Genomic DNA, 24,370 nt, shown 5'->3' with positions numbered 1-24,370 from the left:
CTTCCGTTACCCCGGTCCCGCCGGCGGCCGCGCCGGTCGCTCCTCTTCGGCGCGGGCGCGGAGCAGGCGCTTGTCGATCTTCCCGTTGGCGTTCACGGGCAGGGCGTCGACGACGGTCACCTGGCGGGGGACCTTGTAGTTCGACATGTTCCCTCGTGCCCAGTTTATGATCTCGGCCGCGTCCGGTGCCGCGCCAGGCCGGGGCACGACGTAGGCCCGGCCCGCCTCGCCCGAACGGTCGTCGGGGACGCCGACGACGGCCGCCTGCGCGAGGCCGGGGTGACGCAGCAGCAGGCTCTCGACCTCGGCGGGGGAGACGTTGAAGCCGTTGACGATGAACAGTTCCTTCTTGCGGTCGACCACGGCGAGGTTGCCGTCGGCGTCGAGCGTGCCGATGTCGCCGGTGTGCAGCCAGCCGTCCCGCACGACCTCGGCCGTCTTGTCCGGTTCGCCCCAGTAGCCGCGCATGACGCCGTAGCCGCGCTGGAGGATCTCGCCACGTCCGCCGGTCGGCACCTCCTCGCCGTCGTCGTCGACGATCTTCACCTCGATGCCGGGCACCGGCCGGCCCGTGCTGGAGGCGATCACCTCGACCGGGTCGCCCGCCCGGGTCATCGAGACGACGGTGCCCTCCATCAGGCCGTAGGCGTTGATCACCCGTTCCAGTCCCCCCTCGCGGAGCAGCCGGCGGACCAGCTCGGCCGGTACGGCGGCGGCGCCGCAGATCGCCACGCGGACCTGGTGCCCGGACAGGTCCACCTCGTCCAGCAGGCGGTGGAAGAGCGTGGGCGCCCCGGCGAGGACGGTGACGCGCCGCCGCTGGATGAGGTCGCGCAGCCCGTCGGGGGTGAAGATCTTGACGGGGATGAGCGTGGCGCGCCGCATCACGCCGGCGACCAGGCCGGCGTTCAGCCCGAACCCGTGCGCGAACGGCGCGATCACCGGGTAGCGGTCGCCCTCCCGCAGGGTCACGATCTCGGCCCAGTCCCAGTAGCCCCGCACGATCTGGCCGTGGTCGAGCATGACGCCCTTCGGCGTCCCGGTGGTGCCGGACGTCGACATGATCTCGCACAGGTCGTCCGGCCGTACGGCCAGCGCCCGCTCCTCGGACTCGGCGCCGGTGACCTTCGATCCGGCGGCGAGCAGGGCGGACGACGTCCGCGCGCCGGGCCGGTCGAGGCCGTCCGGCACGAGCACGTGAGCCAGCTCGGGCAGCCCGGCGAAGGGCCGGGCGCCGGTGGAGGGGCCCGCTTCCGCGGCCAGGACGTCCGCGAACGGAGGGGAGCCGTCCAGGTTGCGGCCGGTGATCAGGACGCGTACGCCGGTCCTGGCGAGCAGCCCGGCCGCCTCGATGCCCTTGTACCGGGACGACAGGGGGACGATGACCGCGCCGGCGTCCCAGACGCCGTAGGCGCCCACCGCCCAGTCGGCGTCGTTCAGCCCCCAGATCGCGACCCGGTCGCCGCGCCGGACGCCGAGGGCCATCAGCCCCTTGGCGACCAGCGCGGCCCGGGCGCGCAGCTCCGCGAGCGACAGCCGTACGTCGCCGTCGACGACGACCGTCACGTCCGGATGGTGCGCCGCCTGGTCGCGCAGCATGCGCGGGATCGTCCCCCAGCCCGGCACGCCCGAGGACTCCGCCGACCCGTCTCCAGCCATGTCGCGCCTCCCGGATCCCGCGAACCCGTGCCGCCCTGTCAGTGCGCTATGGCGGTGCGATCCCTGCCGAGGTGATGGCCGCGGGCGTCGGTGACCGTGCCCGGGCGGGCGGTCTCGACGACCTCGCCGGCGATCTCCACGCCGATCTTCACCGGGGTGAGCGCCGCCAGCGACTGCTCGATCCGGGACCGCCACATGGGGTTCCCGATCAGGCTCTGCCGGGCGAAGCCCACCGTGAGCACCGCCGTGTCGAGCGTGCCCTGGCGCGAGATCGCCAGATCCCAGGCCGACACACCGTCGATCTTGGAAAGGGCCTTCTCGACGCGCGGCAACGACAGCCACACGCCCTTGACCAGGACGTGGTCGCCGACCGTGTGGGACGGCGCGGGGATCCCGGCCGCGTCGCCGCCGGCCCGGGCGACCTGCCCGGTGCGCACCGTGGCGCCCGCGCCGTGCACGACCAGCTCCGCCAGCCCGTCCGACCCCTCGAACGGCGAGTCCTTGTCGAGGGACGCCAGGCCCAGCGACCCGCCGGCCAGGGGGGTGAGCGGCGCGTCCTCGGAGTCACGCCACGCCAGCGCGCTCCCGCTGAAGGGGTTGAGGTAGACCTCCGTCACGCGGGCGTCGAACTCGCCGGCCAGGTGGGTCAGCGTGCGGCGCGAGGCGATCTCACCGGCCAGGACGATCTGCCGCAGCCCGAGGTCGAGGGGGTCGAGCAGGAACTCCAGGTGCAGGCGGGCGAGGAGGTCCATGGCGCCCGTGGGGGTGACGACCAGCGTCGTCGCGCCGAGCGTCTTCAGCGCGTGGTGCAGGCGCATGCGGCCGCGCGGGCCGACGGAGGCGGACGCCGCGGCCGTCTCGGCGCCGGCGGCGGCCCACAGCGCCCCGGCGGGTTCGGCGAGGGCGACGACCACCCGGTCGCGGTCCCCGGCGCCCGCCGCCCGCAGCGCCGCCGAGGTCAGGCCGACGGCGGCGGCCCTGGCCTCGGCGTCGAGCGGCCAGACGCCTTCCGCGTCCGGCGCGACCTGCAGCAGGCCGGTCGCCGATCGCGCGGCCGCGCCGAGGTCGTCCCTGGTCAGCCATCGGGTCGTCGTCAACGCATGACCTCCCCCATGAACAGCTCGATCGAGTCGCGGACCCGTTCGTCGGCGAGGCCGCCCACCTGGACCTGAAGGATCAGGTCGGTGGCCCCGGCCTCGGCGATCCTGGCGACCGCCTTGCGCGAGCCCTCGACGTCGTCCACCACGACCATGAGGTGCTCGCGCAGCGTCGCCATGGCCTCCTCGGGCGGCTGGCCGGCCGCGACCTGGCCGAGGACGCGGTGGGTGGCGTGCCGGGCGTCGTAGTAGTCGGGCGGGGTGACGAGGTTGACCTGCCGCCGGATGTACCACAGCACCGGGTCGGCGGCCGTCTCGATGGCCTGCTCGCGGCTGGGCGCGACGTGCCAGGGGATCATGAGCGCGATCCTCCTGCTGCCGGGGTCGAAGCCGTTGTCGGCCAGGCACTCCTTGTACTTGGCGATGTCGAGGGCGACGTCGTCGATGCCCTTCAGCATGGTCATGCCGAGCAGGTTGTAGCCGTGCTTGGCCGCCGCCAGGTACCCCTCCAGCGAGGTGGAGGCGACCCAGACCGGAGGGTGGGGGTGCTGGACCGGGCGCGGGTAGACCGCGACGTCGGGGATCTCGAAGAACGGGTTGGACCGGGTGATCGGCTCGCCGTCGGCGTTCCAGATCGCGAGGACCGCCTCCAGCGAGTCCTCCCAGATCTTGCGCGACTGCTCGAACGGCCGCTGGAAGGCCTGGTACTCCAGCGGCGAGGCGCCGCGGCCCGTGCCGAACTCCACCCGCCCGTTGCTGAGGATGTCGAGGGTCGCCACCCGCTCGGCCGTGCGGATGGGCGACTGGAAGGGCAGCAGCACCACGCCGAGGCCGAGGTGGATCCGCTCGGTGCGCTGGGAGATCGCGGCGAGCACCAGATCGGGGGCCGAGGAGTGGGAGAAGCCGCGGGTGAAGTGGTGCTCCACGAACCACGCGGTGTCGTATCCCAGACGGTCCCCGAGCACGACCTGGTCGATCACGTTCTCGAATGCCTGCCGCTCCACCTCGCGGGTGCGCCCGCGGACCTCCAGTTCGTACCCCAGGCTGATCCGTAGGGACGTCATCCACGCCTCCGTAACGCCATCCGGCTCGCTTGGATTCAACCAAGCGCTCGCTTGGCTGAGACTACCAGCCGCAACCCCCCTCAACAAGCCGGGAAGACGGTGGCGGCCAGGCGGGCGCGGTGGGATCGAGGTGGGCCGAACAGTTGCGCGTCGGAGGTGGCCCTCTTGAAGTACAGGTGCGCGTCGTGCTCCCAGGTGACGCCTATGCCGCCGTGGACCTGGATGTTCTCCCCGGCCGCCGCCAGGTAGGCCTCCGTGCAGTACGACCCGGCGACGGCCGCGCGCACGGGCAGCTCCTCATCGCCCGCGCGGGCCGCGGCGTACGCGGCGGACCTCGCCGACTCCACCATGAGCAGCACGTCGGCGAGCTTGTGCTTGATCGCCTGGAAGGACCCGATCGGACGGCCGAACTGACGCCTGGTCTTCGCGTGGGCCACCGCCGCCGAGAGGCAGCGCGCCGCGCCTCCCACCTGCTCGGCGGCGAGCGCGGTCACCCCGAGGTCGCGCAGCCGGGCGTGGGAGGCGGCGTCCCCCAGGAGGCGTACGGGGGCGCCGTCGAAGGTGAGCTCGGTGAGCGGGCGCGTGGGGTCGAGGGTCGGCAGGTCCCGGCGCGCGGTCGGCCGCGCCTCGACGAGGCGGTCGCCGACGCAGGCCAGCACCAGTTCGCCGGGGAGGACGTACGGGGCGACGCCGTGCAGGCCGTCCGTGCCGAGCCGGAGGTCGGCGTCGTCCGGCAGCACCACGGTGGCGGTCGTCGCGCCGGAGGCGATCCCCGGCAGCAGGCGGCGGCCGGCCTCCTCGTCCCCGCAGGCCTTGATCGCCTCCGCGGCGAGCACGGTCTGCAGGTAGGGGAGAGGGGAGAGCGCGCGGCCGAGCTCCTCGCAGACGACGCCCACCTCGGGCATGCCGCATCCGGCCCCGCCGTGCTCCTCGGGGATGGCCAGCCCGGTGACCCCGAGCTCCCCGGCGAACCTCTTCCACGGCCCGTCACCCCGGTACTCCCCGGAAAGAGGAGGGGGGCAGGTGTCGCGCAGGAAGGCGCGTACGGTCGAGCGCAGGTCGCGCTGCTCCTCCGTCAGGTCCATCCGCCTAGCCTAACCAAGCGATTGCTTGGCAACCAGCCGCCTGGCGGCAAGGGCGATCAGACGCTGTCCGCGCCGGGCGCCGGCCCGTGCACCGGGACGACCTCCGGGAGACCCGAGAAGGTCACGACGGGGGCGAGGACGGGATTGACGATGAGCTCGATGCGCGCGCCGTGGGCGAAAAGGACGGCCAGCCCGGCGCTGTCGAGATAGCCCACCGCCCCGAGGTCGACCACCAGCCGGTCACCGTCGGCGGCGGACCGGGTGAGGGCGGCGTCGAAGGCGTCGGCGTTGCTCATGTCGATCTCGCCGGTGACGACCAGGACCGGCCTGCCGTCGATCCGCCGGGAGGCCGCCAGGCTCAGGGGGGAAGTCATCAGCTGATCCTCGTCTGCATGTCGACGGTGGTACCGGCGGTGCCGCGGTCGATGACGACCTCGTCCATGAGGGCCCGCATGAGCGCGATGCCGCGGCCACGATGGCGGCCGGCCTCCGGTCGCGGCGGCTTCCAGCGGCCCGTGTCGGTCACGGTCACGCGCAGGTCGTCGGCCGTGACGACCGCCCGCAGGCGGATGCTCTGACCCGCGTCGTAGCCGCTGCCGTGCTCGATCGCGTTGGCGCAGGCCTCCCCGGCGGAGACCAGGACGTTCTGGGTGACCAGCGCGCTGAGCTCACAGCGGCCCAGCCAGTCGCGCAGAGCCGTGCGCACCGGCGCGAGCTGCGCGGATTCGGCGGGGAAGGTCACCTCCAGCGGCGCGGGCCTGCGGTACAGGAGCACGGCGACGTCGTCGTTGAAGCCGGCGGCGGGCTCCAGCAGGGACATGACATGGGAGGCCAGATCCTCGATCGCGGTCCCCCGGCCGTCCTGGATCGCGCTCCCGGCCCGGTCGATGCCCTCGCTTATCGGACGGCGGCGGCGCTCGACCAGCCCGTCGGTGTAGAGCATCAGGGTGGACCGGGCGGGCAGCACGCACTCGGCCTCCGGGCGGGGACGGCCGAGCCGCACGCCGAGCGGCGTGGAGCGTCCCTCCGAAAGGAGCTCGACGCCTCCGCCGGGCAGGGCCAGGATGCCCGGCAGGTGACCCGCGCTGGAGTAGACGAGCCGGCCGGTGACGGTGTCCAGCCGCCCGCAGAACACGGTGGTGCACAACGCGCCGGGGACGAAGGCCGCGAACCTGTCGAGGGCGGTGAGCACGTGGGCGGGCCCAGCCTCCTGCAACAGCAGGGCACGGCAGGCGCTGCGCAGCTGCCCCATCACCGCCGCCGCCTGCACGCCGTGGCCCACGCAGTCGCCGACCACCAGGCCCACGTGGTCGCCGGCCAGCGGCACGATGTCGTACCAGTCGCCGCCGACCTCCAGCGGGCGGGTGGCCGGCTCGTAGCGCACGGCGAAACCGCCGGGCAGGTGGGACGGGCCGAGGATGGCGCGCTGGAGGGCGACGGCCGTCTCACGCTGCTGGTCGAGCTGGTGGGCCCGGTGCAGCCCCTGCCCCAGGTGCCCGGCCAGCAGCGCCAGCAGGGTCTGGTCCTCGGCCGTGAAGGGCCTGTTCCGGCCCAGGTCGACCCACAGGGCGAGCATCCCGTCGGGGTGCTCCAGCGCGACGCCGGCGCCCCCGGGCTCGTCGGCGACCGGGCTCAGCGGAGGTCGTTCGCGCAGGCCGGTGAGCGCCCGGCGCAGGCGCTCCGGGAGGTCGTGCCAGCGGGGCCCGGACGTCGTGGAGGTCAGCGCGGGCTCGTCCCGGTCCGACCACACCGCGGCCAGGACCCGCCTGGCGTGCCAGACGCCGCGCAGCTCCTCGAGCGCCCCCGACAGGGCGTCCCGCAGGCTGTCGGCCTGGGAGACGCGCATGCTCAGGGCGGCGAGCGCGGTCTCGCGCTGTACGCGATAGTGCTCCGCGGTGACGTCCCGGAGCGTGCCCACCATCCGGCGCAGTCCGGTCTCGGGGTCGGCGACGTCGTTGAAGGTGACCGCCACCCAGACCCGGTGCCCGTCACGGTGCGTGAGGGGCAGCATGCCGCTGCCTCTGCCCTCGGTCACCAGTTGCGCGAAGAGGGCGGCGACCATCCGGTGCGCCTGGGGATCCTCGGCCTCGTGGGGCCACCACGGATGCAGGGGGGTGTAGGGCAGGCCTTCGGGGCCGTAACCGAGGATGTCGGTGAACGCCGCGTTGATCTCGATGACGGCGCCGGTCTCGTCGGTGACGAAGAAGGCCTCCTGCAGCGACTCCATGATCGCGGTACGCCACCGGGCGTGGCGGGAGCGCATCCGCGCCAGCTCGACGTTCGCCCGTACCCTGGCCAGCAGCTCGGCGGCCGAGAACGGCTTGACCAGGTAGTCGTCCGCGCCCGCGTCGAGCCCCTCGATGGAGGCCTCCTGCCCCGCGCGCGCCGACAGCAGCAGCACCGGCACCCCGGCGGTGCGAGGATCGGCGCGCAGCGCGGCCACCAGTTGCAGCCCGTCCAGGCGCGGCATCATCACGTCGCTGACCAGCAGGTCGGGCGCGCCGGCGCGCACCGCCTCCAGGGCGGCCTGGCCGTCGGTGACCACCGTGATCTCGTAGTGCGGGCCCAGCAGGCGGGTCAGGTAGTCGCGCATGTCGGCGTTGTCGTCGGCGATCAGCACCCGCGCCGGCGCGGCCTCGCCCGCCGCCGGGCGCGGGGAGCCGGTCACGTCCCCGCCGAACGTCTCGGCGGCCGCCCACCGCGGCGCCTCGGTGTCGTCGCCGGGCAGCCAGCGCAGGGCCTCCTCGACGAACGGGGCGGCGGTGGCCGAGACCGCCTCCGTGCCGACGGCGGGCACCAGGGCGTCGTCGGGCAGGTGCTCCCTGCCGAACGGGAGGCGGATGGTGAAGGTCGTCCCCTCACCCTCGACGCTGTCGGCGGTGATGGTGCCCCCGTGCAGCCCGATCAGCTCGCGTACCAGCGCCAGCCCGATGCCGCTGCCCTCGTTCGACCGCGACCGGGCGCTCTCGATGCGGTGGAAGCGCTCGAACAGCCGCGGCAGCTCGTCCTTGGCCACGCCGATGCCGGTGTCGGCCACCGTGACGACCGCATGGGACTCCTCGGCGTGCGCCGCGACGCGGATGGAGCCGTCGAAGGTGAACTTCAACGCGTTGCTGAGCAGGTTGAGCACCACCTTCTCCCACATCCCCCGGTCGAGGTGCACGGGCTCGGGCAGCGGCGGGCAGTCCACCTCGAAGGCCAGGCCCGCCTTGTCGACGGCGGAGCGGAACACGCTGGCCAGCTCGGTGGTGGCGGCGGAGAGGTCGACCGGCTCGTAGCGGGCCTGCATGCGCCCGGCCTCGATGCGGGAGAAGTCGAGCAGGGTGTTGACCAGCTTGCCCAGCCGCAGCCCGTTGCGGTGGACCACCTCCAGGTCCTCGCGCACCCGCTCGTCGGCGCCGGCCAGGGCGCCGCGGAGCTCCTGCACCGGCCCCATGATCAGGGTCAGCGGGGTACGGAACTCGTGGCTGATGTTGGAGAAGAAGGCGGTCTTGGCCCGGTCGAGCTCGGTCAGCTCCTCCGCCCGGCGCTGCTGCAGCTGGTAGGCCACCGCGGCGTTGACCAGCGCGGCGGTCTGGCGGGCCACCAGGCTCAGGAACGACTCGTAGGCCTCGTCCAGGACGCGGCCGGCCCCGGCCGCCAGCACGATCGCCCCGACCGTCCGCCCGCCGGTCTCGCCGGCCAGCGGCAGCACCATCGCCTGCGTGGGCGGCGTCCGCCAGCCTCCGGACGGCAGTTCGCCGAAGCGTTCGGCGACGTCGGTCATCGTCACGGGCTCCTCGGCGAGCAGCACCTGCCGTACCGGCCAGTCGCCGGGCCCGCCGGGCCGCGGGGCGACTGTCGCGCCCCGCGGGCTGGTGGCGGCCAGCACCGGCTCGCCGTTCTCCGGATGGCGCAGGTAGATCGCCGCGAACGGCACGTCCTGCCCGGAGCGTTCCAGCACGTCCGCCACCAGCTCGCAGGCCTCGGTGACGGTGCGGGCCCGGCCCGCCTGGGCGCCCAGGTCCTGCAGCACCGCCAGCCGCCGCTCGCCGATCACCCGCTCGGTGGTTTCGCTGACCGCGGTGAACACCCCCCGGACGGCCCCGTCGTCGTCGTGCAGCGGGCTGTAGGAGTAGGTCCAGTAGGTCTCCTCCCAGTAGCCGTGCCGGTTCGTCGCGAGCAGGAGGTCCTCCGACCAGGTCGCCTCCCCCGAGGCCATCACCGACTCGAGCATGGGGCCGATGGTGTGCCAGATCTCCGTCCACACCTCGTCTCCCCGTTTGGCCAACGCCGGGTGCTTGGAGCCGAGGAGCGGCAGGTAGGCGTCGTTGTAGAGGAACCGCAGCTCCGGCCCCCACCACACGATCATCGGGAAGCGGGAGGTCAGGCAGATGCGGCACGCCGTGCGCAGGCTCGTCGGCCAGGTGGACGGGTCGCCCATTGGGGTCCGCGGCCAGGGGTGGCCGCGCATGCGCCGCGCCATCTCGCTGGTCCCGGGGAACATCAGCTCCGCGCGGCCGTTTCGGGACGGGGGCGGGTCCACCGGCCCGGAGAGCCGTGCGCCGTTCATCGCATCGCCTTCCCTCCGCAAGGTCCCTGCCCGCCGGGCCGACCGCCCTCCGACGTGCCGGTTACGTCCGGTGAAGGGAGGTTCAGCTCAGCGGTTACGTAGGATAGGGCAGTCCGCCCCCGGGCATCCCCTGCCCCTGTACTGCGCAAAATCCCCTCCTCTCCGTTTATTTCCACCCCCGATCGCCGTCCCCGTGCAGGAGTTCCGGTGCGCCACGATCTGACCGTCTCTGTCGACCCTCATCCGGCCGGACCCTGCCTGGTGCTCGTGACGGGCGACCTGGACCACCACACCACCCCTCGCCTGAACGCGGTCGTGAAGGAGGTCCCGCTCGAGTCCGGCGGCGGCCTGGTGATCGACCTGTCGGGCATGACCTTCTGCGACTCCACCGGCATCGCCGCCCTCGTCGCCGCCTACCAGCTCGCGCAGGACGCGGGCGCCCGCCTGGCCCTGGCCGGCGTCGACTCCCACATCTTGCGGATCTTCCGGATCATGGGGCTGAACCAGATCTTCTCCGTCTACGACAGCGTGGACGACGCGGTCCGGGTCTTGTGCGCCTGATCGTCGCCGGTGGGGGGCGTGTCGCCGGACGCGCGGTAAAACGGGTGAGGTTCGCGCGAGAGTCGATAGCCTTGTACCTGTCAATCCCCGCGACCGAGGAGTAGCCGTGCTGCTGCGTATGTCCACCCTGTTCCTGCGCACCCTGCGTGAGGATCCGGCGGACGCGGAAGTGCCGAGCCACAAGCTGCTCGTCCGCGCCGGCTATGTCCGCCGCGTCGCCCCGGGCATCTACTCGTGGCTGCCCCTCGGCAAGATCGTCATGGAGAACGTCGCCCGCGTCGTGCGCGAGGAGATGAACGCCATGGGCGGCCAGGAGGTCCTGTTCCCCGCGCTGCTGCCCCGCGACTACTACGAGGCGACCGGCCGCTGGACCGAGTACGGCGAGACGCTGTTCCGGCTGAAGGACCGCAAGGGCGCCGACTACCTGCTCGGCCCCACCCATGAGGAGATGTTCACCGACATGGTCAAGGGGGAGTACTCCTCCTACAAGGACTATCCGGTCATCCTCTACCAAATCCAGACGAAGTATCGCGACGAGGCGCGCCCCCGGGCGGGCATCCTGCGCGGCCGCGAGTTCGTCATGAAGGACTCCTACTCCTTCGACCTCGACGACGACGGCCTCAAGCGCTCCTACGAGCAGCACCGCGAGGCGTACATCAAGATCTTCGATCGCCTCGGCATCGACTACAAGATCGTCTTCGCCATGTCCGGCGCCATGGGCGGCTCGGCCTCCGAGGAGTTCCTCGCGCCCACCCCCACCGGTGAGGACACCTTCGTCGCCTGCCACAACTGCGGGTACGCCGCCAACGCCGAGGCCGTCGTCACCCCCGCGCCGCCCGCCGTCACCGTCGAGCGCCCCAGGCTCGAGGTGCTCGACACCCCCGACACCCCGACCATCGAGTCACTGGTCTCCTACGTCAACGAGAGGTACGGCCTCGGCGTCACCGCCGCCGACACCCTCAAGAACGTCGTGGTCAAGGTGCGCACCCCGGGCTCCGACGACGTCGAGACGCTGATCATCGGCGTCCCGGGCGACCGCGAGGTCGACTTCAAGCGCCTCGAGGCCGCGCTGTCGCCCGGCGTGCCCGAGATCTTCGAGGCGGCCGACTTCGCCAAGCACCCCGGCCTGGTCCGCGGCTACATCGGCCCGCAGGTCCTCAAGGAGCTCGGCATCCGCTACCTCGTCGACCCCCGCGTGGTGAACGGCTCGGAGTGGGTCACCGGCGCCAACGAGCAGGGCAGGCACGCCGCCCACGTGGTGGCGGGCCGCGACTTCGAGCCCGACGGCACCATCGAGGCCGCCGAGGTGCGCGCCGGCGACGCCTGCCCCCGCTGCGCCCACCCGCTGTCCATCGACCGGGGCATCGAGATCGGGCACATCTTCCAGCTCGGCCGCAAGTACGCCGACGCCGCCGGCCTCGACGCCCTCGGCCCCGACGGCAAGCCCATCCGCATCACCATGGGCTCCTACGGCGTCGGCGTCTCGCGCGCGGTGGCCGTGCTGGCCGAGCAGAAGTACGACGAGCTCGGACTGGTCTGGCCGCGCGAGATCTCGCCGGCCGACGTCCACATCGTCGGCACCGGCAAGGACAACCAGGTCGAGGTGGCGCTGCGGCTGGCCGAGGAGCTCGAGGCCAAGGGCCTTCGCGTGCTCGTCGACGACCGCGCCGGCGTCTCCCCGGGCGTGAAGTTCAAGGACGCCGAGCTGCTGGGCGTCCCCACGATCCTGATCATCGGGCGTGGGCTCACCCAGGGTGTCGTCGAGCTGCGCGACCGGGCGAGCGGGGTCAAGGAGGAGATCCCCCTCGACGAGGCCGCCGCCCGCGTTCTCGCCGCCGCGAGCCCGCAGGCCTGAGACCGGCCGGGCCGGTCAGCGGCTGAGGGTCCTGCGCCAGTGGAAGCCGCCGGGCAGGTTCACCGTGATGGTGCGCCGCCCGTCGGCGGTCTTGGTGACCCGGAACCCTCGGCCGCCGTAGCTGTGGCCGACGCCGCTCTTCGACAGGTTCAGCCTGAACGGCCCGATATTGATTGACTTACGGTAGCTCCAGCCCATGTGTCCCTCCGTGTGTTCGGATGCATGGGCGACTACCCGCTACGGCGATCACAAACGGACCGGAACGCCGTGCCTGCCTTACTGCTCGAGGGAGACCGGCGGGTGGCTCGGCTCGGCCGGCGTGGGGTTCGGTGTGGCGGGCCGGTGCGGCGGCCAGCCGGGAAAGGCCGCGATCACCGGACGCCAGCCGTACCCCCTGACCGTCGCCTCCTGCATGGCCAGGGCCGCCAGGCGGCGCAGCGAGGCGTCGTCGACGGACGCCAGCTCGAGGTAGGCCGCGGTGACGCGTTCTTCGACCAGGGCGGCCAGGCGCGCCGCGTCGCGGGCCGCCTTCACGGGGAAGGGCAGGTCGTAGGCCACACCCGACTCCGATGGCGTGCCGCCCCTGGCCGTGATCAGGCGCCGGATCTGGTCGCGCCGGGCGCGATGGGCGTTGTAGCAGTTGGTGGCCGACGAGCGCTGGCCGCCGCTGGTGCGCGCGCCCACGATGCCGTAGGCGTACACCGCCGCGTGCTCGGCGTCGAGCACCCTGTTGAGCCCGTGCAGCGGATCGGTCACGACTCCCTCGCAAGCGCCAGGGCGTGAGCGGCCTCGCAGGCGCCGATGCACGCCAGCAACTGCGCCAGGGCGGGGGAGACGCCCCCGATCTGGCGGGGACGGGCGGCGGCCGCCTTGCGCTCCAGCTCGCGCAGCGTGCCGATCGAGACCCTGCCGTTCGCCGAGGCCGACGGCGCCGGTGAGGCGGGCGGCGTGCCACCCGAGGCCGGGGAGGCGGACGGGCCGGCGGGCAGGCGACGGCGCAGCTCGGCCAGATGCGCCTCGTGGCGCTGCTGGAAGGGCAGCAGGACGGTGGCGATCTTCGCCCCCGAGAGCGCGGCCTGCCGGTACAGCGTCACGATGTGCTCCTTGTCGGCGATCACGCTGGTGAGCAGCACCGTGTCAAGGTCGGGCTTTTCGGGGACGGCGGGCGGCGCGGAGCCGTGCTTGGAGCAGCCGGCGGCGGTGGCGGCGACCACCCCCGCGGCGGTGCCGCGCAGCACCGCACGCCGGGACAGGGCATGCTGACGCACTGCGCCTCCCGTTGATGACGGCTTTTCCTGGCTTGGCACATAGCATCGTACGGCGCGCTGCCCGGTGGGTGACCGAGTGGCGCTCTTTCCGTGCCCTGGTGTCGATAGGCTTGTGAAACGTTGGGGCGAGGCACACACTCCGGCCGCCGCGAAGGCGGCCGATATTACAAATGGGAGGTCAGCATGGGCGCCGATGCTCGACGTGACCGCCTGATAAAGCTTCTCGAACCCGTCGCCGCCGCGGAGGGCCTGGACCTCGAGGACGTCACGATCACTCCTGCCGGCAAGCGACGGCTCCTGCGCGTCATCGTCGACGGCGATGGCGGCGTCAGCCTCGACAAGGTCGCCGACGTCAGCCAGATGGTCTCCCAGACGCTCGACGACAGTGACGTGATGGGCGGCAGCCCGTACGTCCTGGAGGTCACCTCGCCCGGGGTCGACCGGCCCCTCACCGAGCCCCGCCACTGGCGGCGCGCGAAGGGGCGGCTGGTGAAGGCCGACCTGCGCGACGGCGCCTCGGTGGAGGGCCGCGTCCTGGGCGCCGACGACGACGGCGTCGAGATCTCGGTGGACGGGTCGCCACGCCGGTGTGGCTGGGACGAGCTGGCCAGGGGCCGGGTCCAGGTGGAGTTCCGCAGGCTCGACGACGAGCCGGACGACGAAGACGGGTTCGACGATGACATGGTCGCCGGCGAGGAGCCGCCGTCGCGGTCGCCTGACCGGGCGACCGAGGATCGTAACGACGATGAAGAACGCGCCGGCGACGGCGACGAGGGCTAAGGGGGAGCCTTGTGGACATTGACATGAGCGTCCTGCGCAGCCTTGAGCGCGAGAAGGACATCTCCTTCGACCTGGTCGTCAAGGCGATCGAGGACGCACTGCTGATCGCGTACTTCCGCACGGAGGGGGCGGCGGCCAAGGCGCGCGCGGAACTCGACCGCGTCTCCGGCCACGTGACGATCTGGGCCGCGGAACTCGACGAAGAGGGCCAGGTCGCGCGAGAGTACGACGACACTCCGAGCAACTTCAGCCGCATCGCGGCGACCACGGCCAAGCAGGTCATCCTCCAGCAGTTGCGGAACGCCGAAGACGAGATCAACTTCGGTGAGTTCGCCAGCCGCGAGGGCGAGCTGGTCGCGGGCGTCATCCAGCAGGGCAAGGACCCCCGGGTGGTGCTGGTCGACCTCGGCAAGATCGAGGCCATCCTGCCCCACAACGAGCAGGTCCCCGGCGAGGAGTACGTCCACGGCGAGCGCATCCGCTGCTACGTCGTGCAGGTGAAGAAGGGCCACAAGGGCCCGTCGGTCACCCTGTCGCGCACCCACCCGAACCTCGTGAAGAAGCTCTTCGCCCTGGAGGTCCCCGAGATCGCCGACGGCACCGTCGAGATCGCGGCGATCGCCCGGGAGGCCGGCCACCGTACCAAGATCGCGGTGCGTTCCCGCCGGGGCGGGGTCAACGCCAAGGGCGCCTGCATCGGCCCGATGGGGTCACGAGTGCGCAACGTCATGACCGAGCTGCACGGCGAGAAGATCGACATCATCGACTGGTCCGATGATCCGGCCGAGTTCGTCGGGAATGCACTGTCGCCCGCGCGGGTTTCACATGTCGAGGTAATCGATCCGGACGCCAGGGTGGCGCGGGTCACGGTTCCCGACTACCAGCTCTCGCTGGCCATCGGCAAAGAGGGGCAGAACGCCCGCCTTGCCGCTCGCCTCACCGGGTGGCGCATCGACATCCGTCCCGACACCCAGGCCGCTACGGCAGGGGATGCCGTCGGTCCTGCCGATGCGTCCACAAGGTAAGCTTGAATACGGTGGCCGGGCCGCCCCGCTGAGAACGTGTGTGGGCTGCCGGGTTCGCACGGTAAAGTCCGAGCTGCTCCGCCTGGTGGTGGTCGAGAGCGAGATCGTTCCCGACCAGCGAGGACGGCTGCAGGGTCGTGGTGCCTATGTGCATCCGGTTCTGAGCTGCCTGGAGCTCGCCGAACGTCGCCGAGCGTTTCCGCGTGCGTTTCGCCACGCGGGACCGCTCGACGCGGCGTCTGTGCGATCTCGTCTTGCGGGGCTTGACGCCGAGTAGGACCGGGTGAATGGTTACCAACTGTCATGTAGGACGCCGAGTCGATAGGCGGGTCAGATAGCGATGAGCGCCTGATGAGCATGCGGCGATGAGTACGTCTAGGTAGCGACGGTCCGGCGGCACAGCCTCCCGGGCCGAGTTAGGGAGTGCAGTGGCGAAGGTCCGAGTCTACGAGCTCGCCAAGGAGTTCGGTGTAGAGAGCAAGGTCGTGATGGCCAAGCTCCAAGAAATGGGCGAGTTCGTGCGATCGGCGTCTTCAACGATAGAGGCGCCGGTGGTCCGCAAGCTTACGGAGGCGTTCTCGCGAGGATCCTCCGAATCCAAGGGCGGCGGCAGGCCGTCCGGGGCGCAGAAGCCGTCCCCCCGGCCGGCTCCGAGCCCGGCCGGCAATGGCGCGGGTGCCGGTCAGGCCGTCCCGCGTCCCGGCCCGGCCCCGAGGCCCGGCCCACGTCCCGGACCGGCGAACGTCCCGCCGCGTCCGCCCGTTCCGATGCCCCACGTCGGTCAGCAGCCTCAGCAGGAGGCTCCGCGGCCCGGCCCGCGTCCCGAGGCTGCCCGCCCCGCGGCTCCGCGTCCCGAGGTCCCGCGCACCGAGGCGCCCCGCTTCGAGGCCCCTCGCACCGACGCTCCGCGTCCGGCCTCGCCCGGCGCGCGTCCGGGCCCGAAGCCGGGTCCGCGTCCCGGTCCGGCTCCGCGTCCGTCGGCCCCTTCGGGTCCCGGTGCGGGTGCCCCCGCCGGCGGCGCCCCGTCCGGCGCCCGTCCGGGTGCCCCGGGTCAGGGCGCCGCGCGCCCCGGTGCTCCCAAGCCGGGCCCGCGTGGTCCGCGTCCGGGCAACAACCCCTTCTCTTCCACCGCCAGCGGCATGGGCCAGCGCCCGCCGCGTCCGGGCCGCGAGGGTGGCGGCCCCGGCCGCGACGGCGGTCCTCGTGAGGGTGGTCCCCGCGAGCGGCGGCCTGAGGGCGCCGGTCCTCGCGAGCCTCGCCGCGAAGGCCCCCGTGACGGCGCGATGCCGCGTCCGCCCGGCGCGCGTTCCGGCGCCCCCGGTGCGGCCGGTCCCCGTCCGGGCCCCGGCCCGGGTGGCCCGCGTCCCGGCCCGGGTGCGGGTGGCCCGCGTCCCGGTGGCCCGCGTCCGAACCCGATGATGATGCCTTCGCGCCCGTCGGCCCCCGGTGGTGCCGGCGCGGGTGGCCCGCGTCCCGGTGGCGGCGGTGGCCGTCCCGGCGGCGGTGGCCGTCCGGGTGGCGGCGGCGGTCGTCCCGGTGGCGGCGGTGGCGGCTTCGGCGGTCCCCGCACGGGCACCGGCGGCCGTCCCGGTGGTGCCGGGGCCGGTGCCGGTGGTGGCGGCGGCTTCGCCGGTCGTCCCGGTGGCGGCGGCGGTCGTGGCCGCGGCGGCACGGCGGGTGCCTTCGGGCGTCCCGGTGGCCGTCCCACGCGTGGCCGCAAGTCCAAGCGCCAGAGGCGTCAAGAGTTCGACAACATGCAGGCGCCGTCGATCGGCGGCGTGCAGGTTCCTCGTGGCACCGGCCAGACCCTGCGCCTGCCGCGCGGAGCCTCGCTGTCCGACTTCGCCGACAAGATCGGTGCGAACCCCGCCTCGCTCGTGCAGATCATGCTGCACCTCGGCGAGATGGTGACCGCCACCCAGTCGGTGAACGAAGAGACGCTGCAGCTCCTCGGAGCCGAGCTCAACTACGTCATCCAGGTCGTCAGCCCGGAGGAGGAGGACCGCGAGCTTCTCGAGTCCTTCGACATCGAGTTCGGCGAGGACGAGGGCGACGAGGCCGACCTCGCGCCGCGTCCGCCGGTCGTGACCGTCATGGGTCACGTCGACCACGGTAAGACCAAGCTGCTCGACGCGATCCGCAACACCAACGTCGTGGCCCGCGAGGCGGGTGGCATCACCCAGCACATCGGTGCCTACCAGGTGGCGACCGAGCACGAGGGTGCCGAGCGGAAGATCACCTTCATCGACACCCCCGGTCACGAGGCGTTCACCGCCATGCGTGCCCGTGGCGCCCAGGCCACCGACATCGCCGTGCTGGTGGTCGCCGCGGACGACGGTGTGAAGCCGCAGACGATCGAGGCCCTCAACCACGCCCAGGCGGCGGAGGTCCCGGTCGTGGTCGCGGTCAACAAGATCGACAAGGAGGGCGCCGACCCGATGAAGGTCCGCGCCCAGCTCACCGAGTACGGTCTGGTGGCCGAGGAGTACGGCGGCTCGACGCTGTTCGTCGACATCTCCGCCAAGCAGGGCCTCGGCATCGACGACCTGCTCGAGGCGATCCTGCTGACCGCCGACGCCGAGCTCGACCTGCGGGCCAACCCGACGATGGACGCCCAGGGCATCGCCATCGAGGCCCACCTCGACAAGGGCCGCGGCCCCGTGGCCACCGTGCTCGTGCAGCGCGGCACGCTGCGGGTCGGCGACTCGATCGTCTGTGGCGAGGCCTTCGGCCGCGTCCGGGCGATGCTCGACGACAACGGCGAGCAGGTCAGCGAGGCCGACCCGTCGCGTCCGGTGCTGGTCCTCGGTCTGACGGCCGTCCCGAGCGCCGGTGACAACTTCATCGTCGTCACCGACGACCGCATGGCCCGCCAGATCGCCCAGCAGCGGGCGGCCCGGCAGCGCATCGCCGACATGGCCAGGTCCAGCCGCAGGCGCACCCTCGAAGAGCTCTTCAGCGACATGGAGAAGGGCAAGGTCGACGAGCTCAAGCTCATCATCAAGGGTGACGTGTCCGGTTCGGTCGAGGCCCTCGAGGACGCCCTGCTCAAGATCGACGTCGGCGACGAGGTGCGCCTGCGGGTGCTCCACCGCGCCGTCGGTGCGATCACCGAGTACGACGTCAACCTGGCGATCGCGGACGACAACGCCGTCATCATCGGCTTCAACGTGCGACCCGAGGTCCGGGCGCGCGACCTGGCCGAGCGCGAGGGCGTCGACATCCGCTACTACTCGGTCATCTACCAGGCGATCGAGGAGATCGAGGCGGCCCTGAAGGGCATGCTGAAGCCGGAGTTCGAGGAGATCCAGACCGGCACCGCCGAGGTCCGCGAGGTCTTCAAGGTTCCGCGGATCGGCAACGTCGCGGGTTGTATCGTCCGCACGGGCGTGATCACCCGCAACAGCAAGGCCCGGCTCATCCGCGACGGTGTCGTCGTGGCCGACAACCTCACCGTCTCGTCGCTGCGCCGCTTCAAGGACGACGCGACCGAGGTCCGCGAGGGCTTCGAGTGCGGTATCGGTGTCGGTTACAACGACATCAAGCTCGACGACGTCATCGAGACGTTCGAGATGCGGGAGAAGCCGCGCGTCTGACGGAGTGAGGAGTGACGGCGGCGGGTGTCCGCGGGGGTGCGTCCCCCGCGGGGACCCTCCGCCGTCCTCTCGCCCGTGCCCGCGGCGACGACCATGTACATAGGTGCTCTGACTTTGGACATCCTGCTCGGCGACGTGCGCTCGCTGAAGCAGAAGCGTTCCGTGGTGCGTCCCTTGATCGCCGAGGTGCGCCGCCGGTATCCCTCGGTGGCGGTGGCCGAGACGGGCCACCTCGACCTGCACCGCCGTGCCGAGATCGGCGTGGCCGTGGTGTCCGCGACGGCCGCCAACTGCGGTGAGGTGCTCGACGCCTGCGAGCGGCTGGTGGCCTTCCACCCCGAGATCGAGCTGCTGTCCGCCAGGCAACGGCTGTTCAACGAGGACGAAGATTAGGGCCCGCGGGAAGTCACCCCTTCCCGCGGGCCGTTAAACGAATAAAGACAGCGAAGGGGGAGCGCGATCGTGGACGCAGCACGCGCCCGTAAACTTGCGGACCGGATTCAGCAGGTCGTCGCGGAGATGCTGGAGCGGCGGATCAAGGATCCCCGGCTGGGCTTCGTGACGATCACCGACACCCGCATCACCCCCGACCTGCGTGACGCCACGGTGTTCTACACCGTGTTCGGTTCGGAGGCCGAGCGTGCCGACACCGCCGCCGCCCTCGAGAGCGCCAAGGGGATCATCAGGTCCGAGGTCGGGCGGCAGACCGGCGTGCGGCACACGCCGACCCTGACCTTCAGCCACGACCCGCTCCCCGACAGCGCCCGCCATCTGGACGAGCTGCTCGCCGAGGCCAAGGCCCGCGACGAGGAGATCGCCAAGAAGGCCGAGGGCGCCGTCCACGCGGGCGACGCCGACCCTTATCGCAAGCCCGGTGAGCAGGCCGACGACGACTTCGAGGACGAGGGCGAGGCCGAGACGTCCGACCATGCGGGGCGTTCCGCGCAGTGAACGCTCACGCAGAACCACAGGAGAGGCCTTCCGCGCACGTCGTGCGGGAGGCCGACTGGGGGCGCGCCGTCGAGCTGATCAGCGGCGCCCGCGAGGTGGCGCTGGTCTGCCACGTGGCCCCCGACGGGGACGCGCTCGGGTCGATGCTCGGCCTGGGCCTCGCGCTGCGGCGGGCCGGCAAGCAGGTGGTCGCCTCGTTCGGTGACCGGCGGTTCGCCGTGCCGCGCCTGCTCGGCTTCCTTCCCGGGCAGGACCTTCTGGTCGAGCCCGGCGCCTACCCCTCGGAGCCCGAACTGATGATCAGCTTCGACGCGCCGACGGTCGACCGTCTCGGTCTGCTGGCGCCGAACGCCGGCAAGGCCCGGGAGCTCATCGTGGTCGACCACCACACCTCCAACACGGGCTTCGGCAGCGTGCAACTGGTCGACGACTCGGCCGCCTCCACGTCGATGCTGGTGGAGCAGCTGATGACGCGACTGGGGTACGAGATCGACCACGACATCGCCGTCGGCCTCTACACCGGCCTGGTCACCGACACCGGATCGTTCCGTCATTCCTCCACCACCCCGGCCGTCCACCGGATGGCGGCGCGGCTGGTGGCCTGCGGCCTGCGCACCGACGAGATCGCCCGTGAGCTGTGGGACCGTTCCCCATTCGCCTACCTCAAGGTGCTCGGCGCGGCCCTGTCGCGGGTGCGGCTCGACCAGGAGGCCGCCGGCGGGCTCGGCATGGTGTGGACGTACGTGCCGCGCGCCGACCGGGCGGCCCACTGCCTGCCGTACGACGAGTGCGAGGGCATGATCGACGTCGTCCGCCGCACCGACGAGTGCGACGTCGCCGTCGTGCTCAAGGAGGACGACGACGGCGCCTGGCAGGTGTCGACGCGGTCCAAGGGCAAGGTGGACGTCGGGCGGGCGTGCACGGCCCTCGGTGGCGGCGGTCACGTCCGGGCCGCCGGGTTCACCTCCCACGCCTCACCCGAGGAGACGGTGGCGAGGTTCCGCGAGCTGCTGGAGCCGCAGGCATGAGCACTTCCAGGACTCCCAAGCGGCCGGCGCCGCCCAGCGGGCTCGTCATCGTCGACAAGCCCGCCGACTGGACCTCCCACGACGTCGTCGGAAAGATGCGGCGCATCGCCGGCACCCGCCGGGTCGGCCACGCCGGCACCCTCGACCCCATGGCCACCGGCGTGCTGGTGATCGGCGTCGAGAAGGCCACGCGGCTGCTCGGCCACCTCGCGCTCACCGGGAAGGGGTACGACGCCACGATCCGCCTCGGGGCCACCACCACGACCGACGACGCCGAGGGCGAGCCGCTCACCGAGGTTCCCGCGGGCCACGTGACCGACGACGAGATCCGCAAGGGCGTGGCGGCACTCACCGGCCCGATCATGCAGGTCCCGCCGCAGGTGAGCGCTATCAAGATCAACGGCGAGCGTGCCTACAAGCGCGCCAGGGCCGGCGAGGAGGTCGAGCTCCAGGCGCGCCCGGTGACGGTGCACGCCTTCGAGATCACCGCCATCCGGCGCGAGGGCGAGGGCGTCGAGATCGACGCCTCGGTGAGCTGCTCCAGCGGCACCTACATCCGCTCACTGGCCCGCGACCTCGGCGCGGCGCTCGGCGTCGGCGGCCACCTCACCCGTCTGCGCCGCACCCGCGTCGGGCCGTACGACCTGTCGGCCGCCCGCACCATCGAGCAGCTCACCGAAGAGTGCCTGATCATGCCGATCGAGGAGGCCGTGGCGGCGGCGTTCCCGCGCATGGACGTCACCGCCGAGGAGGCCAGGCTGGTCGCCCACGGCGGCAGGCTGCCCGCGCGAGGCCTCGGCAGTGGTCCGATCGGCGTCTTCGCCCCCGACGGCACCCTGCTCGCCCTGGCCGAGGAGCACGGCCGCACGGCCAAGCCCCTGGCCGTCTTCGTCCCGTAGCCTGCTGGTCCAGCCGCCCATGTAGCGATCTTGAGCGCGTCATCCCGCGCAGGTGCTATACTTTCAGGAGTTGCAGTTGTGGTACCCATGAAACTTGTGTGCGCCTGACAGGATGTGACCTTCAGGCGCATTTTTGTTTTCCCGGCCATCTCCGGAGGGGCCTCAGTCGGCGACGTGGAATCCGTGCAGGACGGATTCCGGCTCGGCCCCTACAAAGGAGTAAGACATGGCTTCCGGAACCGTGAAGTGGTTCAACGCGGAAAAGGGCTTCGGCTTCATCGAGCAGGACGGCGGCGGCCCTGACGTCTTCGCCCACTACTCGAACATCGCCGCCCAGGGCTACCGTGAGCTGCGCGAAGGCCAGAAGGTGACGTTCGACGTCACCCAGGGGCAGAAGGGGCCGCAGGCCGAGAACATCGTTCCCGCCTGACCTGGCCCCACATCATGAGCGAGGCCCGCGCCTTTCAAGGCGCGGGCCTCGCTCGTGTTCTGGCCGGGCGCTTCCTGGTGCCGAACCGTGTCGCCCCTGCAGGTGCCGCCGCCGATGGGTTCGGGCGACGAGGGCGGATGAACATCCCGGCCGCCTCGGGGGGCGTCGTCATGCGGACGCCCGCCGAAGCGTCTCGCGCTGCGAGCTTCTCCTGAGGTGCAGCGGTTTCAGAGTTTGTGCAGCTTGCTGCATGGTGTCGTTATGCGTTCCTGCCGCGATCGGAAATCGACGAACACGGCGACCCCGTCTTCTACGTCCATGACCACGCCAAGGCCGTACCGATCGTGGGTCACCTGGTCGTTCACGCTGAACCGCTCAGCAGGCGCGGCGGGGGGCGGGGGTTTGAAGGGACTTGTGGGCAAGTGACGGCGGGATTCGCCGCTGGCTGTCTTCATTCTCTCCAGTATGTGCCGCTCGCGACACCGCTCACAACATGCTGCCTTGGCGGCCGCTGCCCTTTTGGTCCGCTCTGGCGGTCCGCTTCGATGGTCTGTGGCGCCTGCACCCGAAGCTCACGCTCTCGGCGGTCTCACGGGATGCTGCGGTGGACGTCGGGTGTGTCCGGTGTACCGGTCAGCAGTGGGGCGATCCAGGGGCCCTCCAGTGACGGGTCGAGGATGTTGTCCTCCAGGAACAGGTACTTCCCGCCGAGGACGCGGCGCGCCAGCCGTACGTCCTCGCTGTCGGAGTTCTCCCAGAGCCGGTGGAACAGCGCGTCGGCCCGCAGCCGCGCCTGCCGGCAGAAGGTGTCGGCGATCTCCACCGGCGCGGGGCCGTGCTCGGCGATCTCCTCCTGGGCGCGGACGCAGGTGGCGGTGATGGCGAGCAACTCCGCGCCGATGTCGACGATGCGCGACAGGAATCCCTGCCTGTGCTCCAGCCTCCCCTGCCAGCGGGACATGCCGTAGAAGGTGGACCTGGCGAGCTTGCGGGCCGTGCGCTCGACGTACCGCAGGTGCTGGGCGAGCGGGCCGAACCCGCCGTACGACGTGGGCAGCTGTCCCGCTCCGGCCACCAGGGTGGGCAGCCAGCGGGCGTAGAAGCCGCCGGCCTTGGCCGCCGCCTTCCCCTTGGCCCGCAGGTCGGCCTTGGGGTCGATGAGTCCTCCGGCGACCGACAGGTGCGCGTCCACGGCCTCGCGGGCGATGAGCAGGTGCATGATCTCGGTGGAGCCCTCGAAGATGCGGTTGATGCGCATGTCGCGCAGCATCTGCTCGGCCGGGACGCCCCGCTCGCCGCGGGCCCGCAGCGACTCGGCCGTCTCGTACCCCCGCCCGCCGCGCATCTGGACGAGCTCGTCGACGACCCGCCAGGCCATCTCCGAACCGTAGAGCTTGGCCAGGGCCGCCTCGATGCGGATGTCGTTGGTCTCGTCGTCGGCCAGGCGGCTGACCAGGTCCACGACGGCCTCCAGCGCGTAGGCGGTGCAGGCGATGAAGGAGATCTTGCGGGCGACCGCCTCGTGCTCCCCGATCGGGCGTCCCCACTGGACCCGCTCCGATCCCCACTCACGGGCGATCTTCGTGGCCCACTTGGCGACGCCGGTGCAGGTGGCGGGCAGTGACAGGCGGCCGGTGTTGAGCGTGGTGAGCGCGATCTTCAAGCCCTGTCCCTCGCGGCCGACGAGGTTCTCGGCGGGCACGCGGACCTGGCTGAAGCGGGTCACGCCGTTCTCGATGCCGCGCAGGCCCATGAAGCCGTTGCGGTGCTCCACGGTGATGCCCGGGCTGTCGGCCTCGACCACGAAGGCGGAGATCTTGCTCCCGGTCCGGGCCATGACGACGAGGAGGTCGGCGACGACGCCGTTGGTCGTCCAGAGCTTGACCCCGTCGATGACGTAGTGGTCGCCGTCGCGGACCGCGACCGTGGAGAGCCGTGCGGGGTCGGACCCCACATCCGGCTCCGTCAGCAGAAATGCTGATATTTCGCCTGCGGCACACCGAGGAAGGAACTTCCGCTTCTGCTCCGGCGTGCCGAACAGCCTGAGCGGCTGGGGGACGCCGATCGACTGATGGGCCGACAGCAGCGCGCTGAGCGCGGGGGAGTAGGACGTGACCAGGGACAATGCCCGCGTGTAGTACAGATGGCTCAGCCCGAGGCCGCCGTACTCCTCGTCGATCGTCATGCCGAACGCACCCAGCGCGCGCAGGCCCTTGATGACCTCGTCGGGGATGAGCGCGTTGTGCTCGATGAGCGCCGGGTCGACCTTGTCGGCCAGGAATCCGCGCAGGGCCGAAAGGAAGGCCTCCCCCTTGTCGGTGTCCTGTTTGGTCAGGCGGGGCGCCGGATGGACGAGATCGAGCCGGAAGTCTCCGAGGAACAGTTGCCGGCCGAAGCTGGGACGAGCCCATTCCTGCTCGCGGGCCTGTTCGGCGACTTCGCGTGCCTTGTCGTATCCGGTCATCGCGACCCCCTTCGAGGCTGTCGACGGCTTCGACGTTACGCCTGGTTGCTACCCGC

At 71.8% G+C, this 24,370-nt stretch carries 21 protein-coding genes and 1 pseudogene; 11 read left to right on the top strand and 11 right to left on the bottom strand.

Annotation, left to right across the window (positions count from 1 at the left end):
- Window positions 1-6 precede the first annotated feature (6 nt).
- The 6 genes from KIK05_RS23760 to KIK05_RS23735 form a co-directional block, all read right to left on the bottom strand.
- Complete coding sequence (locus KIK05_RS23760) at window positions 7-1,659, bottom strand: AMP-binding protein (RefSeq protein ID WP_250563321.1); 1,653 nt, start codon at window positions 1,657-1,659, stop codon at window positions 7-9.
- 38 nt (window positions 1,660-1,697) lie between these two features.
- Window positions 1,698-2,756 (bottom strand): hypothetical protein, encoded by a 1,059-nt coding sequence (locus KIK05_RS23755; protein ID WP_214413016.1) that lies wholly within the window; start codon window positions 2,754-2,756, stop codon window positions 1,698-1,700.
- Window positions 2,753-3,820 (bottom strand): LLM class flavin-dependent oxidoreductase, encoded by a 1,068-nt coding sequence (locus KIK05_RS23750; protein ID WP_214413015.1) that lies wholly within the window; start codon window positions 3,818-3,820, stop codon window positions 2,753-2,755. The genes KIK05_RS23755 and KIK05_RS23750 overlap by 4 nt, the downstream gene beginning before the upstream one ends.
- Window positions 3,821-3,900: 80 nt before the next feature.
- Entirely contained in the window at window positions 3,901-4,905 is a 1,005-nt protein-coding gene (locus KIK05_RS23745; RefSeq protein WP_214413014.1) for an acyl-CoA dehydrogenase family protein, read from the bottom strand.
- A 56-nt stretch (window positions 4,906-4,961) separates the two neighbouring features.
- Complete coding sequence (locus KIK05_RS23740) at window positions 4,962-5,279, bottom strand: STAS domain-containing protein (protein WP_214413013.1); 318 nt, start codon at window positions 5,277-5,279, stop codon at window positions 4,962-4,964.
- Complete coding sequence (locus KIK05_RS23735) at window positions 5,279-9,457, bottom strand: SpoIIE family protein phosphatase (protein WP_250563320.1); 4,179 nt, start codon at window positions 9,455-9,457, stop codon at window positions 5,279-5,281. The genes KIK05_RS23740 and KIK05_RS23735 overlap by 1 nt, the downstream gene beginning before the upstream one ends.
- A 207-nt stretch (window positions 9,458-9,664) precedes the next feature.
- Between KIK05_RS23735 and KIK05_RS23730 the strand changes: the two genes are divergently transcribed.
- Together KIK05_RS23730 and KIK05_RS23725 are read left to right on the top strand one after the other, a co-directional pair.
- A complete protein-coding gene (locus KIK05_RS23730; RefSeq protein ID WP_308250084.1) occupies window positions 9,665-10,018 on the top strand; it encodes an STAS domain-containing protein in 354 nt (117 codons plus the stop codon).
- Window positions 10,019-10,124: 106 nt separating this feature from the next.
- The gene (locus tag KIK05_RS23725; protein WP_214413012.1) at window positions 10,125-11,873 is read left to right on the top strand and encodes a proline--tRNA ligase; all 1,749 of its coding nucleotides are present in this window, start codon (window positions 10,125-10,127) and stop codon (window positions 11,871-11,873) included.
- A gap of 15 nt (window positions 11,874-11,888) precedes the next feature.
- Here the strand turns inward: KIK05_RS23725 and KIK05_RS23720 are convergent, their stop codons facing one another.
- The 3 genes from KIK05_RS23720 to KIK05_RS23710 all read right to left on the bottom strand — a co-directional run bounded on the left by KIK05_RS23720 (window position 11,889) and on the right by KIK05_RS23710 (window position 13,141).
- A complete protein-coding gene (locus KIK05_RS23720; protein ID WP_214413011.1) occupies window positions 11,889-12,071 on the bottom strand; it encodes a DUF4236 domain-containing protein in 183 nt (60 codons plus the stop codon).
- 78 nt (window positions 12,072-12,149) lie between these two features.
- The gene (locus tag KIK05_RS23715) at window positions 12,150-12,629 is read right to left on the bottom strand and encodes a ferritin-like domain-containing protein (protein WP_308250083.1); all 480 of its coding nucleotides are present in this window, start codon (window positions 12,627-12,629) and stop codon (window positions 12,150-12,152) included.
- Window positions 12,626-13,141 (bottom strand): hypothetical protein, encoded by a 516-nt coding sequence (locus tag KIK05_RS23710; RefSeq protein ID WP_214413010.1) that lies wholly within the window; start codon window positions 13,139-13,141, stop codon window positions 12,626-12,628. The genes KIK05_RS23715 and KIK05_RS23710 overlap by 4 nt, the downstream gene beginning before the upstream one ends.
- 183 nt (window positions 13,142-13,324) lie before the next feature.
- Here KIK05_RS23710 and rimP point away from each other — a divergent pair.
- The 9 genes and pseudogenes from rimP to KIK05_RS23665 all read left to right on the top strand — a co-directional run.
- Window positions 13,325-13,798 (top strand): annotated as a pseudogene (rimP, locus tag KIK05_RS23705) (ribosome maturation factor RimP); the annotation flags it as partial.
- Between the two features lie 134 nt (window positions 13,799-13,932).
- Window positions 13,933-14,946, top strand: a complete 1,014-nt coding sequence (nusA, locus tag KIK05_RS23700; protein ID WP_308250082.1) for a transcription termination factor NusA — start codon at window positions 13,933-13,935, stop codon at window positions 14,944-14,946.
- Window positions 14,912-15,223 carry a YlxR family protein gene (locus KIK05_RS23695; RefSeq protein WP_308250081.1) on the top strand — a complete coding sequence of 104 codons (312 nt, stop codon included), beginning with the start codon at window positions 14,912-14,914 and terminating at the stop codon, window positions 15,221-15,223. Before nusA ends, KIK05_RS23695 begins: the two co-directional genes overlap by 35 nt.
- A 151-nt stretch (window positions 15,224-15,374) precedes the next feature.
- A complete protein-coding gene (gene infB / locus KIK05_RS23690; protein ID WP_214413008.1) occupies window positions 15,375-18,542 on the top strand; it encodes a translation initiation factor IF-2 in 3,168 nt (1,055 codons plus the stop codon).
- Between the two features lie 93 nt (window positions 18,543-18,635).
- A complete protein-coding gene (locus KIK05_RS23685; protein ID WP_214413007.1) occupies window positions 18,636-18,935 on the top strand; it encodes a DUF503 domain-containing protein in 300 nt (99 codons plus the stop codon).
- Between the two features lie 66 nt (window positions 18,936-19,001).
- Window positions 19,002-19,493 (top strand): 30S ribosome-binding factor RbfA, encoded by a 492-nt coding sequence (rbfA, locus tag KIK05_RS23680; protein ID WP_214413144.1) that lies wholly within the window; start codon window positions 19,002-19,004, stop codon window positions 19,491-19,493.
- On the top strand, window positions 19,490-20,521 hold the full coding sequence (locus KIK05_RS23675; protein WP_214413006.1) for a DHH family phosphoesterase: 1,032 nt from the start codon (window positions 19,490-19,492) through the stop codon (window positions 20,519-20,521). The genes rbfA and KIK05_RS23675 overlap by 4 nt, the downstream gene beginning before the upstream one ends.
- Window positions 20,518-21,420, top strand: coding sequence for a tRNA pseudouridine(55) synthase TruB (gene truB / locus KIK05_RS23670; RefSeq protein ID WP_214413005.1), 903 nt, complete (start codon window positions 20,518-20,520; stop codon window positions 21,418-21,420). The genes KIK05_RS23675 and truB overlap by 4 nt, the downstream gene beginning before the upstream one ends.
- Window positions 21,421-21,646: 226 nt before the next feature.
- Window positions 21,647-21,850 (top strand): cold-shock protein, encoded by a 204-nt coding sequence (locus KIK05_RS23665; protein ID WP_214413004.1) that lies wholly within the window; start codon window positions 21,647-21,649, stop codon window positions 21,848-21,850.
- Window positions 21,851-22,077: 227 nt separating this feature from the next.
- Here KIK05_RS23665 and KIK05_RS23660 read toward each other — a convergent pair whose 3' ends face one another.
- Window positions 22,078-22,305 (bottom strand): hypothetical protein, encoded by a 228-nt coding sequence (locus tag KIK05_RS23660; protein ID WP_214413003.1) that lies wholly within the window; start codon window positions 22,303-22,305, stop codon window positions 22,078-22,080.
- 134 nt (window positions 22,306-22,439) lie between these two features.
- Window positions 22,440-24,314, bottom strand: a complete 1,875-nt coding sequence (locus KIK05_RS23655) for an acyl-CoA dehydrogenase family protein (protein ID WP_214413002.1) — start codon at window positions 24,312-24,314, stop codon at window positions 22,440-22,442.
- Between the last annotated feature and the right edge of the window lie 56 nt (window positions 24,315-24,370).

The sequence above is a fragment of the Sphaerisporangium fuscum genome, from assembly GCF_018531465.1.
Classification (GTDB): domain Bacteria; phylum Actinomycetota; class Actinomycetes; order Streptosporangiales; family Streptosporangiaceae; genus Sphaerisporangium; species Sphaerisporangium fuscum.
Note: the sequence above shows the minus strand (reverse complement) of the source record. Positions and strands in the feature narration are given on the sequence as shown.